14 protein-coding genes are annotated in these 12,854 nt (G+C 61.1%); 4 read left to right on the forward strand and 10 right to left on the reverse strand.

Annotation, left to right across the window (positions count from 1 at the left end):
- Positions 1-336 precede the first annotated feature (336 nt).
- From LQK84_RS23095 to LQK84_RS23120, 6 genes are all read right to left on the reverse strand, one after another.
- The gene (locus LQK84_RS23095) at positions 337-579 is read right to left on the reverse strand and encodes a hypothetical protein (RefSeq protein ID WP_230831157.1); all 243 of its coding nucleotides are present in this window, start codon (positions 577-579) and stop codon (positions 337-339) included.
- Between the two features lie 109 nt (positions 580-688).
- Complete coding sequence (locus tag LQK84_RS23100) at positions 689-892, reverse strand: hypothetical protein (protein WP_230831158.1); 204 nt, start codon at positions 890-892, stop codon at positions 689-691.
- A 1-nt stretch (position 893) separates the two neighbouring features.
- Positions 894-1,583, reverse strand: coding sequence for a GNAT family N-acetyltransferase (locus LQK84_RS23105; RefSeq protein ID WP_230831159.1), 690 nt, complete (start codon positions 1,581-1,583; stop codon positions 894-896).
- A gap of 147 nt (positions 1,584-1,730) precedes the next feature.
- Positions 1,731-2,435 (reverse strand): tellurite resistance TerB family protein, encoded by a 705-nt coding sequence (locus LQK84_RS23110; protein WP_230831160.1) that lies wholly within the window; start codon positions 2,433-2,435, stop codon positions 1,731-1,733.
- A gap of 69 nt (positions 2,436-2,504) precedes the next feature.
- Positions 2,505-3,143, reverse strand: a complete 639-nt coding sequence (locus tag LQK84_RS23115; protein ID WP_230831161.1) for a 2-dehydro-3-deoxy-phosphogluconate aldolase — start codon at positions 3,141-3,143, stop codon at positions 2,505-2,507.
- Positions 3,144-3,390: 247 nt separating this feature from the next.
- Positions 3,391-3,792, reverse strand: coding sequence for a type II toxin-antitoxin system PemK/MazF family toxin (locus tag LQK84_RS23120; protein ID WP_230831162.1), 402 nt, complete (start codon positions 3,790-3,792; stop codon positions 3,391-3,393).
- A 212-nt stretch (positions 3,793-4,004) separates the two neighbouring features.
- On the opposite strand from LQK84_RS23120, the gene LQK84_RS23125 reads away from it, so the two are divergent.
- From LQK84_RS23125 to trhO, 3 genes are all read left to right on the forward strand, one after another.
- Positions 4,005-4,487, forward strand: coding sequence for a CYTH domain-containing protein (locus LQK84_RS23125; protein WP_230831163.1), 483 nt, complete (start codon positions 4,005-4,007; stop codon positions 4,485-4,487).
- Positions 4,474-5,385: a CHAD domain-containing protein gene (locus LQK84_RS23130; RefSeq protein ID WP_230831164.1), complete on the forward strand. Its 912-nt coding sequence runs from the start codon at positions 4,474-4,476 to the stop codon at positions 5,383-5,385. The genes LQK84_RS23125 and LQK84_RS23130 overlap by 14 nt, the downstream gene beginning before the upstream one ends.
- 87 nt (positions 5,386-5,472) lie before the next feature.
- On the forward strand, positions 5,473-6,420 hold the full coding sequence (trhO, locus tag LQK84_RS23135) for an oxygen-dependent tRNA uridine(34) hydroxylase TrhO (protein ID WP_230831165.1): 948 nt from the start codon (positions 5,473-5,475) through the stop codon (positions 6,418-6,420).
- A 264-nt stretch (positions 6,421-6,684) separates the two neighbouring features.
- On the opposite strand, the gene LQK84_RS23140 is transcribed toward trhO, so the two are convergent.
- On the reverse strand, positions 6,685-7,317 hold the full coding sequence (locus tag LQK84_RS23140; protein WP_230831166.1) for an NAD(P)H-dependent oxidoreductase: 633 nt from the start codon (positions 7,315-7,317) through the stop codon (positions 6,685-6,687).
- A 136-nt stretch (positions 7,318-7,453) separates the two neighbouring features.
- Here LQK84_RS23140 and LQK84_RS23145 point away from each other — a divergent pair, with 136 nt between their 5' ends.
- A complete protein-coding gene (locus LQK84_RS23145) occupies positions 7,454-7,873 on the forward strand; it encodes a winged helix-turn-helix transcriptional regulator (RefSeq protein WP_230831167.1) in 420 nt (139 codons plus the stop codon).
- Between the two features lie 7 nt (positions 7,874-7,880).
- On the opposite strand, the gene LQK84_RS23150 is transcribed toward LQK84_RS23145, so the two are convergent.
- From LQK84_RS23150 to LQK84_RS23160, 3 genes are all read right to left on the reverse strand, one after another.
- Positions 7,881-10,073: a putative bifunctional diguanylate cyclase/phosphodiesterase gene (locus LQK84_RS23150; protein ID WP_230831168.1), complete on the reverse strand. Its 2,193-nt coding sequence runs from the start codon at positions 10,071-10,073 to the stop codon at positions 7,881-7,883.
- Between the two features lie 161 nt (positions 10,074-10,234).
- A complete protein-coding gene (locus LQK84_RS23155) occupies positions 10,235-11,605 on the reverse strand; it encodes a GH1 family beta-glucosidase (RefSeq protein ID WP_230831169.1) in 1,371 nt (456 codons plus the stop codon).
- 74 nt (positions 11,606-11,679) lie between these two features.
- Positions 11,680-12,849: a Gfo/Idh/MocA family protein gene (locus LQK84_RS23160; RefSeq protein ID WP_230831170.1), complete on the reverse strand. Its 1,170-nt coding sequence runs from the start codon at positions 12,847-12,849 to the stop codon at positions 11,680-11,682.
- Between the last annotated feature and the right edge of the window lie 5 nt (positions 12,850-12,854).

The raw sequence follows: 12,854 nt of genomic DNA on the forward strand, positions 1-12,854 counted from the left end.
CTCCAACGCTGCGCAATGTGAAAGCTACGCGTTTCCGCCGGTTGCTCAAGCCGCGCCATTTGGCGTATCAAAAACCGCCGAGGCTCTAATCGCAGCCGGATGAAAGTTCAGTGGCAGGTCACTACTTGTAAGATAATTTCGTAAGTACACACGCAAAAACGAGAGTCTCACCTCATGTGGCGAAACGGCGCCTGACTCTCAACTTATGTGGCGAAGAATCTCATGGAGAATGACGGAAATCGGAAATTTGCAAATAAAAACAATGAAAAAGAGCCTCATCTTGTCTGGCGACCATCATTTTTTCCTTGGAAAATCGACATTTCTCTGAAGGCTCGCCTAGCTGCCCGGGATCTTTTTGACACACACCGGCTCTCCGTGCCCAGGGTCCATGCAGTCCCAGTTTCTATCAAAGCCGAAATTGGAATAGGTCTTAAAGCCGTAAATCGCGGCAACGGCTGCGATGACGAGCAGGGCAGCAGCGGTGGCGCTGCCTAGAATATCCTCCCGCGACACAAAGGGAATGTGCCAACGGGCTGCGCGCATCGCTCTTCCCCATATGCGGCCAAGAAGAGCTGTCATCCCAGTTTCCCATCATGGACGGCAATGGCGTAATCAATATCAGAAATACGTCATCGGATGGTGAGAGCTTCAACGGCGAGTTAAGGGAAAGCTCTGCTCCGGTCTTGTGTCACCGCTTCTGATACCGCGACCGCACCCACAACACCCCGAAAAACGCGCCGATCACCGCCACGCCGACAATCACCGCCAGAATCGGTGAAAATCCGCCGATCCAGAGCACGATGTTGGGCATGAAATAGAGCGCCAGCCCCGCCACCAGCAGGAAGATCGCCGCTGCGATGGCGGATTGGCGGTTCTGGTTGTCGCCGGCCATGTCAGATGTCCTCGGCGAGGTCGGAGCGGATTTGTTGCAGCGAGCGGATCTGCTGGCCGTGGGGATCGAAATTGTCGGTGGCGAGCCAGGTCTCGAAGGCTTCGTTGAGAGCCCGCCATTCGGCGTCGATCATCGAATACCAGGCCGTGTCGCGGTTCTTGCCGCGCGAGATGATGTGCTGGCGGAACACGCCCTCGAACTGGAAACCCAGGCGCTCAGCCGCGCGTTTGCTCGCGGCATTGCCATTGTGACACTTCCACTCATAGCGGCGATAGCCGAGATTTTCGAAGACGTGCTTGGCCATCAGGTAATGCGCCTCGGTGGAAAGCCGCGTGCCCGCCATGGCCTTGCCATGCGCCACGCCGCCCACTTCGACCACCCCATTGGCCGGGTCGGCGCGCATGTAGTTTGCCATTCCCACGACCTTGCCGGTCGTGTTGTCGACAAAGACTTCCGTCAGCCAGCCGGCTTTCGCCACCGCATCCAGCCAGTCCATGAACTCGGCCGCCGAATGGAAATCCGGACAGGCGAAATAGGCGAGCAGGTCGTTGATCTCGCCGGCTCCACCCAAGGCAGCAAAGAGCGCTTCGCCATGGCTTGCGCGCTCATACGGGACAATGGTGACATAGCGCCCATGAAGTGTCACGGCGGCAGGCGCAGGGCGCGGCGTCCAGTCTGCAAGGTCGATCATTTCAAGTCCGATATCCGCATGCTCAGTTTGATGAAGCCGCAATGGAGCATAACGGTCAGCACCGCACAACGAATTTCTTGAGCCCGTGCAGGCTTGCTTTGACGCAGGAAAAGCGCCGGAGCGGTGCCGCCCCGGCATCGTCCAATCTCAGTTCTTCGCCGACGTCACCGCGACGTCGATATGATCGATGAGCGCATCCGGCAATTGCAGCCGGCCGGCGAGAAGATCGAGATAGCCGCGCTCCGCCCGCGTATCGGGCTCGATGGCCAGGCGCGAAGCGGTGTAAAGTTCCACCTTCTGCTCCTCCGTGACGGCCGCCGAAACGAGGCTGTCGAGATCGGCAGGGCGCGAAAGCTCGCTTTCCAGAAAGGCTTCCGCATCCCGGTCGATGCCAGTGGCGGAAATCTTGCCGGTGATGCGCGCACGCTCGAGATCGTCGATATGCCCATCAGCCCGCGCGGCGGAAATCATCGCCCGCACAAGAACCAGCGCGAAGGCTTGGTCATTGTCCACGGAATCCGGGTGGAAGGGTGATTGCGGGGGCGGCAGCGCCAGCGGGCTGTCGGATGTCACCTGCGGAATGGCCTGCTCCGGCGACTTGCCGGCCTGATAATTCTTGTAGGCCTGATAGCCGAGCCCGGCGATTGCCGCGAGCCCACCCACCTTCAGCGCCGATGTCGAAAGCGTTCGTCCGGTCTTGGTGCCGAGCAGCAGCCCGGCAATGGCGCCGGCCGCCAGCGGATTGCGCCGCGCCATATCGAGCGCGCTCTGCGCCGTGCCGCCGACGGACTTGCCCGCTCCCGGCACCTGGCTTCCGAGAAATTGTTCCAATAGTTTCTTGGCGTCAAACATGTCGTTCTCCGTCTCGTTTCCGAAACGGAGATAGGTGTCGTGACACGCAATTTCAAATCTGAGTGAGGATCAGCCCCTCAGTGCCGCCGCTTCCGCCGCAAGCCTGGTGATGCCCGCCCAGTCGCCGGCCGCAACCAGCTCCTTCGGCGCAACCCAGGAACCGCCGACGCAGACGATGTTCGGCAGGCTGAGGTAATCCTTGGCATTCTTCAGCGAAATGCCGCCCGTCGGGCAGAAGAACGTGCCGGCAAAGGGCGAGGAAAGCGACTTGATGTAGTTGGCGCCACCGGCCTGTTCGGCGGGGAAGAATTTCAGCACGTCATAGCCCTCTTCCTTCAGCGCCATGATCTCGCTGGAGGTGACGGCGCCCGGCAGAAGCGGAATGTCGCTGTCGCGCGCCGCATCCAAGAGCCCGCGCGTCGAGCCGGGGCTGACGATGAACTGCGAACCGGCGGCAACGGCCTGCTCGAAGTGCTTGGCATTGAGGATCGTGCCGGCACCAGCCACCGCACCTTCGACCTCGTTGGCAACGGCCCGGATCGCATCAAGGGCAGCCGGCGTACGCATGGTGATTTCGATCGCCTTCAGGCCACCCGCGACCAGCGCGCGCGCCAGAGGCACGGCATGCGCCACATCCTCGATGATCAGCACCGGAACGACCGGCTGGAGCTTCAGGACCGAAAGCAGCTTTTCCGTCTTCGCCGACATGATGATCGCCTCATTTAAACCGATTGAAGTTCTCGACTAGTTAGCGAATGTGGCGCGTTCTGTCGAGGCTATTTCGATCGGCAGCGCTCAAGATTGGGGCAAACCAGAAAGGACGAAAGCCGCCTTTTGAGGGGCGGCTTCGCTTATATGTCCCTTTCGGGAGACGGTGACCTTTCGGACCCGCTTATGAACCAAGAGATAGTTCAGGCGGCCCATTTTGTCAACGTTCGAGCCTGAATTCAAAGACCTATGATGCCGACCAGCCGGCAATCATGGAGTGACATTTCAACAATATCCCGGAGAGTTCGGACTGCTCAATCCTCGGTGGGTTTCTATGGATGAAGTCAAGCCTTGATGTTGCCACGGTCATGGGATGATCGCAGACGACCCAGCAGCGCTTTCCGTTTATTTTCTCCGTGACGCTCGTCGAGAGTTCGATGCTGTGCTCATAAAGCGCGTTGTCTTCATCCGTCGTGATCGGCAGCACAATCACCTTCCCGTGCAGCGTATTCTTGCGGGAAATGACCACAACCGGCCGTTTCTTCCAAAATTCCGGAATGTGGATTTGATCTTCGGGATGAAGCCCGCACCAATAGAGACTGCCGACCTTGGGGGCCGCCTGAATTTTCACCGGAAACTTCTTCGCCATCGCATCTCTCTCGGCGGCCTATATCCACCCAGGATTGTACACGATTGCAAATTCGTCAACATGCGACGCGAGACCTCTTGCGCTCCATCAACGCGCGCCGCGCCGCCCTGAGCCAGTCTGTCGCGCATATATTGCCGAACATGGCTTGAGCTTTACCAGTGCGTTAGCCTATAACAGGGCCGACCGCGACAGGTGAAAAGGATACTGATCGTATGGCCAAGGAAATCGAGCGGAAGTTTCTGGTACGCGACGATCGGTGGAAATCCGGGGCCGACAAGGGGTCCCGTATCCGCCAGGCCTATATCCTTGCCATGGACGGCCGCAACATGCGCGTCCGGGTCCGCGACAATCGCAAGGCGACGCTGACGATCAAGGCCGGCGGCCATGGCCTGACCCGCGACGAATTCGAATTCGACGTGCCGGTGGACGAGGCGCTGCCGCTTTTCCAGCTCAAGCTCGGCAATCTCATCGAAAAGACCCGCTACAAGGTCAAGGTCGCCAAGCATGTCTGGGAAGTCGATGTCTATTCCGGCGCGCTCGATGGTCTGATCGTCGCCGAAGTCGAGATGAAATCCGAAAAGGAAACGCCTGAAATCCCGGAATGGATCGGCTCGGAGCTGACCGGCAATCCTGCCTATTCCAACCAGGCGCTGGCGCTTTCGGGCTTGCCGGCAGACGCCTATGCCGAAGCTTGATCCCCGCCATCCGCTCTCGCGGTCCGTTCCCGACCTTGCCCGCCATCATCTCGATGCGGCGATTGCCGAGCTGGATGAGCAGCGGCTGGGCTTCGACAGCGCGGTGCATCAGGCGCGCAAGCACCTGAAACGCGTCCGCGCCCTCATCCGCCTTGTCGAACATGTCCATCCCAAGCAGTTCAAGCCGATACGCAAGGCGCTCTCCGAAGCCGCGCGCAGCCTGAGCGAGTTTCGCGACGCCGCCGCGCTGGTCGAATGTGCGCGCACGCTCGCGCCCTACCTCGCCGGTCGCCAGGTCGGCGACATGGCGGTGGCGCTGATCGAAGCCGTCGAGCGCCGACGCGAGCTTCTGGCGGTCGAGGCCCCGGCGGCGGAACGGCTGATCGCGCCGGTCATTGCCAGTTGCCGAAAGGCGATCGCGGAGATCCGGAGCGCCGATTTCGGCCATGAGGGCCGCGCGGCCTCCATTCTCGCCGAAGGCCGCGCGGAAAATCGGCGCAGGGCGCAGGCAACGCTCAAGGTCTGCCATCATGGCGGCGAGCCGGAGGCCTTTCACGATTTGCGCAAATGCGCGCAGGCGACAGTTTTCCAGGCCGCCTTTCTGAGCCCCGCCTGGCCTTTCGCGCTGGCGGCAGAGGCTGCGGAAGCCAAGTCGCTGACGGAAATCCTCGGCCATGAGCACGATATGGAAGTGCTCAACATCCTCATGCATTCCGAGCCGCATCTCTTCGGCGCCATCGCCGACCGCGACAGGCTGGCCGAGCTGATCATGGAGCGCCGTTCGGCCCTGCGTCACGAGGCGATGGAGATCGCCGGGCGCCTCTACGAGGAAAGCGCCAAGCGCGACGAGCACCGCTTCGAGGCGCTCTGGAAAATGGCGTCCTCAGCAAAAAAGTGAGAAAGCCTTGACGATTGTCAGCCCCTGAGGACAATCCGGCCAAGCGAAACAATTGAGTTTTTCGGCAGACGGGAGTATTTCCGCGCCATGACCGACATCACAGATCACAAAGCCGAAGCCGACGGCGCCTATACCGTTGCCGCCCTTTATCACTTCGCCGACTTCCCGGATTACAAGTCCTTCCGGGAGCCGCTGCTGGAAGCTTGCCGCGAGAATGACATCTGCGGCTCGCTGCTGATCGCGCGCGAAGGCATCAACGGCACGATTGCGGGTCCTGCCGAAGGTATTGCCAACATCCTTGCCTTCATCCGGTCGCGGCCCGAGTTCCGCAATCTGGAACACAAGGAAAGCCACGCCTCGAAGAAGCCCTTTCTGCGCATGAAGGTGCGGCTGAAGAAGGAAATCGTGACGATGGGCGTCGAGGATATCGACCCCACACAGATCGTCGGCACCTATGTGGACGCGAAGGACTGGAACGCGCTGATCTCCGACCCGGAGACCATCGTCATCGACACGCGCAACGACTACGAGACCGCCATCGGCATCTTCAAGGGCGCGGTCGATCCGAACATCAAGACCTTCCGCGAGTTCCCCGACTGGGTGCGCAACAATCCCGGCCTGCACAACAAGCCGAAGATTGCCATGTACTGCACCGGCGGCATCCGCTGCGAAAAGTCGACCGCCTTCATGAAGCAGCTCGGCTTTGAGGAGGTCTATCACCTCAAGGGCGGCATCCTCAAATATCTGGAAAACGTCCCGGCCGAGGAAAGCCTCTGGGAAGGCGATTGCTTCGTCTTCGACGAACGCGTCGGCGTCGGCCACGGTCTGGAAGAAGGCGAGTACAAGCTCTGCCGCGCCTGCCGCTTCCCGCTGAAGGCCGAGGACATGACCTCACCGCTCTTCGAGGAAGGCGTCTCCTGCCCGCATTGCTACAATGACCGCACCGAGGAAGACCGCGAACGCTTCCGCCAGCGCCAGCTTCAGATGAAGCTCGCGAAGAAGCGCGGCGAGAAGCATCTGGCCCCGCAGGGCTGAGACCGTCCAACGGAGACAGTTGATCTCCGCATTCCAGGCGCCCCTCACCCCGCCTCCGCTGACGCGCGGCGGAACGCCCCCCGATGGGGCGAGGATGCGAGCAACGCTGCGGCAAAACATCTTCTCCCCGAGGGGAGAAGATGCCGGCAGGCAGATGAGGGGCTCTGCGAACAACGCATTCGGCACATCACCTTCCAGCGCTGCTCAACAAAAAACCCGCCCGCACCTTTCGGCGCGAGCGGGCTTTCGAGGGTCATCGAAAGATCAGGCGACCTTGGAGATGAACTCGTCCTTCGGACGGCGAACCTTCTTCAGGTTGACCAGCCAGTCAGCGTCGGCCTGGCGATAGCCAAGCGGCAGAAGCGTGACGGAACGCAGGCCGCGCGCCTTGAGACCGAGGATTTCGTCAACCTTGGCCGGGTCGAAGCCTTCCATCGGGGTGGCGTCGACGCCTTCGAAGGCAGCAGCCGTAATGGCAAGGCCGAAGCCGATATAGGCCTGGCGGGCAGCATGCTCATAGTTCACCTGGGCTTCGCGCGGCGTATAGAGACCGAGCAGCATCTTGCGATAGTTTTCCCAACCTTCGTTGGTGAAACCGCGTTCGGCGTTGACCTGGTCGAAAACCTTGTTGATCCGCTCGGCGGTGTAGTTGTCCCAAGCAGCGAAGACCAGCAGGTGCGAACCTTCGGTGATCTGCGCCTGGCCGTTCGCGGCGTCGCGGATTTTCGCGCGCACTTCGGGGTTCGTCACGACGATGATCTCGTAAGGCTGCAGGCCGCTCGAGGTGGGTGCCAGATGCGCCGCTTCGAGAATGCGCTCAACCTTGTCTTCGGGAACGGCCTTCGCGGGGTCCATCTTCTTGGTGGCGTAGCGCCAGTTCAGTTTATCGATCAGCATATGGGTGCCTCATGTTGCAATTCTCCGCCAGTTGCGCCATTTGGGACTTTGCCCGGCCGGAGGGTTGGTAATTATTCGTAACCATGCCTACATATGTAACTTGAAAAATCCTTCAAGTAGGCACAAAATGAATACCATGTCACAAAAAGAGAACGACGCCTGCCGCAGCTATGATCCCTCCAAATGTCCGACGGTGAGCGAGATGCTCTCCCGCCTCGGCGACAAATGGAGTGTGCTGATCATCATGATGCTGCGCGAAGGTCCGAAGCGGTTCAGCGAACTCAAACGGGAGGTCGTTGGCATCTCGCAGCGCATGCTGACGCTGACGCTCAGGGCTCTGGAACGCGACGGCGTGGTGCGCCGCACGGTCTTCACCACCGTACCGCCGAGCGTCGAATATGAACTGACAGATCTCGGCCAGTCCTTTGCAGAACCGATCGTGGCGCTTGGTACCTGGGTGTTCAGAAACCACACGCTGATCCAGAAGGCACGCGCGGAATTCGATGCACGCCAGCAGGACGGCCGCGCGGGTCAGAAGCTGGTCAGGATCGCCTGACAGGGCTTCAGGCGACCGACGCCGTCCAGCCGGCCTTTTCCAGCAGGCAGGAGATTTCGCCTGCGCTCACGGGCTTCGAGAAGAAGAATCCCTGCAATTCGTCGCAACCGCAATCCGACACGTAATCCGCCTGGGCGGGCGTCTCGATGCCTTCGGCCGTCACCGGAATGTCGAAGGAGGAGGCAAGCGCGACTGTGGCCTTCAGCAGGTCGCCGGCCTTGGGTGTCTTGCCCAACGCGTTGATCAGCGAGCGGTCGATCTTCAGGCGGTCAAATCCGAATTCGCGCAGATAGCCGACGCTCGAGAAGCCGGAGCCGAAATCGTCGAGCGCGATCCGGAAACCGTTTCGCTGCAGCTGCGCCATGGATTGCTTCGCCCGGTCGGGATTGCGGATGAAGAAGCCTTCCGTCAGTTCGAGGATGACCCGCTCCGCCGGGAACCCGGTTTCTTCGATGATGGCCGCCGTCGACGACACGAAGGAAACGTCGTGAAGCTGCAGCGGCGAAATGTTGATCGCCACGCTGATCCGCGGCCAGTTCGCCGCCTCCAGCAGCGCCTGTCGCATCACAAACTCTCCGATGCGGCCGATCAGCCCGTTATCCTCTGCAATCGGAATGAAGACGTCGGGCGCGACAAATCCATGTCCATTGCGGTTCCAGCGAACCAGCGCCTCGACACCGCAGATGATGCGCGTATGCGCGTCGAAGACCGGCTGGTAGACAACCGTCAGCGCGTCACGGTCCAGCGCCTGGCGCAGGTCGTTGGCCATGGTCATCCGCGCTTCGCGATCCTCGTCCATCGACGCCTGGTAGTAGACAGCGCGACCCGCGCGGCTTGCCTTGGCGCGATACATGGCCATGTCGGCCCGCCTCAAAAGCTCGGCGCTGCCCAGCACGCCCTGCGGCGAAACCGCAATGCCCATGCTGGCCCCGACGGAAGCAAGGCGTCCGGCGATGATCAGCGGCTCCCTGAAAAAGGCAATGACGGCCTGTTCGATGGCCGCGCAGCAGGCTTCGGTGTCGTCACAGACGAGCGCAATGGCAAATTCGTCGCCGCCAATGCGCGCGAAGGCGGCCCCCTTCGGCAACAGGTGCTTCAGCCCGGCCGTGACGCCCCGAATGAGCTGGTCGCCGACCGTATGGCCATAGGCGTCGTTGACATCCTTGAACCGGTCGAGGTCGAGATAGATCAGGACGGCATCCTTTCGGCCCATCGCCGCCTGCGCCTCGATCTCGTCGAGTGCGTCATTGAGGCCCGCGCGATTGAGTAGCCCGCTCAGAAGGTCTTCCTTGGAGAGCTGCCGCGCGGCCCGCTCGTCGGCCATCAGACGGCGCACGATGACGATGCCGAAGGCCAGCAGTCCGAGGAGGACAAGTCCGATCACGATCAGACCCCAGCCCACCATGGGCAGCACCTGCCGATAGCTGCGCGTGCCGGGTTCGCGGAGATCCCAGACGAATGCGCCGAGAATATCGCCCTTGCTGTTGCGCACGGCCGCGAAGGGACGGTCCGCAGGAGCTTTCGGAACCAGTCGCAAACCGTCGATGATGTAGTTGTGAGCGAGCTGGTTGATCACCGCCTCATTCAGATGCCGCGCGAAGATCACAAAGATCGCCTTTTCCTTGGCAACCGTCAGGCTTCCCTGGCTGGATCGGACAGCGGCGATACCGACGACCGCGACGCCGTCGACTGTCTCCACGAAGCCGGTCTTCTGGTAGATGCCGCGGGCCATGTCGGCTTCAAGTGCGGCCCGCAGCGTTGCAAACGACGAGCCGAAATAGTCGCCGAAGCGCGACGAGAAGGGCGAGCCCTCCTTGTAGGCCATGGCCGTTTCACCTGTGGCGGTCGCGAGGAAATAGGTGTCGAACAGCGTTCCCGCGCCGGTGAAGACGCCGTAGTTCTTTTCTATCCATTCGCGGTCATGATCGACATAGACCGCCTTCGCAGCATCATCCCAGGCGCTGTAGTCGCTGGTGGCGGAGGCCATTTGCTGTTCGAAGGAGGCCAGCGCGCCGGAGGCCGTCTGCTGGGCGCGCTGCGTGTCGAGAGTGTTGGCATGGAAAGCCATCTTGTCCATGGCAGTCAGGATCAGCACCGTCCCGCCCGCAGCGACAGCGGCGAAAACGAAAAGTACCAGCGATACCATCAAGGGAGCGCGAAGCGTCTTGCTCCCGATCCTGCTTTCGCCCGAAACTGCCATTCAGAACTCCGACTAGGTTAGCCTTGTAACCCGCCGTCTGTTCAGAAATGGTTTAAAATAGCGAATGATAAAGCACCTGTAAATTTTGGTATTATGGTAGTGTTCTACCAGCTATCCGCACCGGCCAGACAGCCTGGAGTTTAACAGAACCTCTTTTGAAATCATGTGCTTGGCAGATGATTGCCCTTCGGGAAGGTGGCCGCGAGCTCCCGATACCATTTACCGCTTTTCTTAACGGTTCGGACCTGCGTGTCATAATCGACATGCACCAGACCGAAACGCATCCGGTAGCCTTCGGCCCATTCGAAATTATCCATGAGCGACCAGGCGAAATAGCCCCGCAGCGGATAGCCTTCGGCGATCATGTCGGCGGCGACGGAAATGTGATCGGCGTAATAATCGAGACGCGGCTGGTCATCGACCTCGCCATCTTCGCCGACACCCATATTGTAGCAGGCGCCGTTTTCCGTGATGTAGAATTCCGGCAGATCGTAGGTCTTGTAGAGCGTGCGCACCACGCCGATGAAGCCGGAGCTGTCGATCTCCCAGCCGATATCCGTCTTGTCCGGCTTCACGAAGGCACCGGACCGATGCGACGGATAGGGCTCCTCCGGCGCATCCTCGATGCGGGCCGGCGTGTAGTAGTTGAGGCCCCACCAGTCGATCTTCTGCGAGATCGTCTGCATGTCGCCGTCTTCGATCTTCGGCATTAGCGGCCCCAGCGCCTCGACGACGCCGGCCGGATATTCGCCCTTGAAGATCGGGCCAAAGAAGATGCCGTTATGGAAGTCCTCCGCCCGCGCGGCGGCCGCCTTGTCAGCCTCGCTGTCGCTGGCCGGCACCACCGACATGGCATTGCAGACAATGCCGACCGGAAGCTTCGGCGCTTCCGCCCTGACAGCCTCGACGCCGAGACCATGGGCGAGATTGGTGTAATGGGCCGCGTAAAGCGTGGCCTGCATGTTGCGCTCGCCCGGCGCATGGATACCGAGCAGATGCGACAGGATCACCGAGCACCACGGCTCGTTGAAGGTCGCCACCGCATCCAGCCGGTCGCCGAGGCGACGGATGACGGTCTGCGTATAGCGCTGGAAGGCATGCGAAGTCGAGCGCGCCGTCCAGCCGCCATCACCCATCAGCGCCAGCGGCAGGTCCCAGTGATAGAGCGTCGCGAAAGCCTTGATGCCGCGCGCCTGCAGGCCGTCGACCAGCTTGTCGTAGAAGTCGAGCCCCTTCTCGTTGATAGGCCCGACGCCATCCGGCACGATGCGCGGCCAGGCAATCGAGAAGCGATAGGCCGAAACACCCATCTCCTTGATGAGATCGAGATCCTCTTCCCAGCGGTGATAGTGGTCGCAGGCGATGTCGCCATTGTGCCGCTCATAGACCCGGCCCGGCATGTTGGAGAAGGCATCCCAGATGCAGGGCTTGCGTCCGTCTTCCTTCGTCGCGCCCTCGATCTGGTAGGAGGCGGTGGCGACGCCGAAGATGAAGTCGCCGGGGAAGCGCGATGCAAGGGCCTTGGGATCCATGGGGATGTTCTTTCAGACGTTCGGATTTTGATACGGAAACCCCGCCGCCCTGAATGGACGGCGGGGAATGGGTGTCAGACCTTGACCCAGGCGCCGTTGCGCTTGGACGAGTTGATGCAGGCCGTGACAAAGGTCACGCCCTTCAGCCCGTCGGCAACCGTCGGATAAAGCACGGCCGGATCGACCGCCGTGCCCGTGCGCTTTGCCTGAATGGCGCGCGCGGCTTCCGAATAGATCGTCGCGAAGCCTTCGAGATAGCCTTCCGGATGACCGCCCGGCGTGCGCGACACGCGGGCCGCGACATCCATGGCCCCTGCCCCGCCGCGCGTCAGCAGACGCTTCGGCTCGCCAAGCGGCGTGTACCAGAGATAGTTCGGGTTCTCCTGCTCCCATTCGAGCCCGCCCTTGGTACCATAGACCCGGACCTTGAGCGCATTCTCATTGCCCGAGGCCACCTGGCTGCACCAGAGCATGCCCTTCGCGCCACCTTTGAAGCGCAGCATGACATGGGCATTGTCGTCGAGCTGACGGCCTGGAACGAAGGTATGCACATCCGCCGCCAGCTCATCGAGCTCAAGCCCGGAGATGAAGCAGCCGAGCTGATAGGCATGCGTGCCAATATCGCCCGTCGAGCCACCAACGCCGGAACGCGCCGGGTCAGTGCGCCATTCCGCCTGCTTGCTCCCGGACAGCTCTACGGGTTCGGCCAGCCAATCCTGCGGATATTCCATCTGCACGAGACGGATATCGCCGAGATCGCCCCGCGCCACCATTTCGCGCGCCTGCCGCACCATCGGATAGCCCGAATAGTTATGCGTCAGGATGAAAAGCGCATCGGAGGACTCCGCCGCCTTCACGAGCTTCTTGGCATCGGCAAGGTTGGAGGTCAGCGGCTTGTCGCAGATGACATGGATGCCGCGCTTCAGGAACTCTATCGCCGCCGGATAGTGCATGTGGTTTGGCGTGACGATGGCAACCGCCTCGATCCCGTCCTTCAGCCGCGCCTCACGAATCGCCATGGACTTGAAGTCGTCATAGATGCGGGACGGGTGAAGCCCCAGTTCCGCGCCCGACTGTCTCGACCGTTCCGGCGTCGAGGACAAAGCCCCCGCCACCAGTTCGTAATGATCGTCGATGCGGGCTGCGATGCGATGCACCGCGCCGATGAATGCGCCCGAGCCGCCGCCTACCATGCCGAGCCGGATGCGCGGCGCACGGGTTTCCGTCGTGCCTTCGATGGCCATGTTTC

The organism is Rhizobium sp. C4 (assembly GCF_021026315.1).
Taxonomy (GTDB): domain Bacteria; phylum Pseudomonadota; class Alphaproteobacteria; order Rhizobiales; family Rhizobiaceae; genus Ensifer_A.

Bases quoted from the DNA above. Each gene is read 5' to 3' on its own strand.
- trhO (WP_230831165.1), top strand. From the start codon at position 5,473: ATGACCGACATCACAGATCACAAAGCCGAAGCCGACGGCGCCTATACC.
- LQK84_RS23145 (WP_230831167.1), top strand. From the start codon at position 7,454: ATGTCACAAAAAGAGAACGACGCCTGCCGCAGCTATGATCCCTCCAAA.
- LQK84_RS23115 (WP_230831161.1), bottom strand. From the start codon at position 3,143: ATGTCGGCGAAGACGGAAAAGCTGCTTTCGGTCCTGAAGCTCCAGCCG.
- LQK84_RS23125 (WP_230831163.1), top strand. From the start codon at position 4,005: ATGGCCAAGGAAATCGAGCGGAAGTTTCTGGTACGCGACGATCGGTGG.
- LQK84_RS23140 (WP_230831166.1), bottom strand. From the start codon at position 7,317: ATGCTGATCGATAAACTGAACTGGCGCTACGCCACCAAGAAGATGGAC.
- LQK84_RS23160 (WP_230831170.1), bottom strand. From the start codon at position 12,849: ATGGCCATCGAAGGCACGACGGAAACCCGTGCGCCGCGCATCCGGCTC.
- LQK84_RS23110 (WP_230831160.1), bottom strand. From the start codon at position 2,435: ATGTTTGACGCCAAGAAACTATTGGAACAATTTCTCGGAAGCCAGGTG.
- LQK84_RS23150 (WP_230831168.1), bottom strand. From the start codon at position 10,073: ATGGCAGTTTCGGGCGAAAGCAGGATCGGGAGCAAGACGCTTCGCGCT.
- LQK84_RS23105 (WP_230831159.1), bottom strand. From the start codon at position 1,583: ATGATCGACCTTGCAGACTGGACGCCGCGCCCTGCGCCTGCCGCCGTG.
- LQK84_RS23100 (WP_230831158.1), bottom strand. From the start codon at position 892: ATGGCCGGCGACAACCAGAACCGCCAATCCGCCATCGCAGCGGCGATC.
- LQK84_RS23130 (WP_230831164.1), top strand. From the start codon at position 4,474: ATGCCGAAGCTTGATCCCCGCCATCCGCTCTCGCGGTCCGTTCCCGAC.
- LQK84_RS23120 (WP_230831162.1), bottom strand. From the start codon at position 3,792: ATGGCGAAGAAGTTTCCGGTGAAAATTCAGGCGGCCCCCAAGGTCGGC.
- LQK84_RS23155 (WP_230831169.1), bottom strand. From the start codon at position 11,605: ATGGATCCCAAGGCCCTTGCATCGCGCTTCCCCGGCGACTTCATCTTC.
- LQK84_RS23095 (WP_230831157.1), bottom strand. From the start codon at position 579: ATGACAGCTCTTCTTGGCCGCATATGGGGAAGAGCGATGCGCGCAGCC.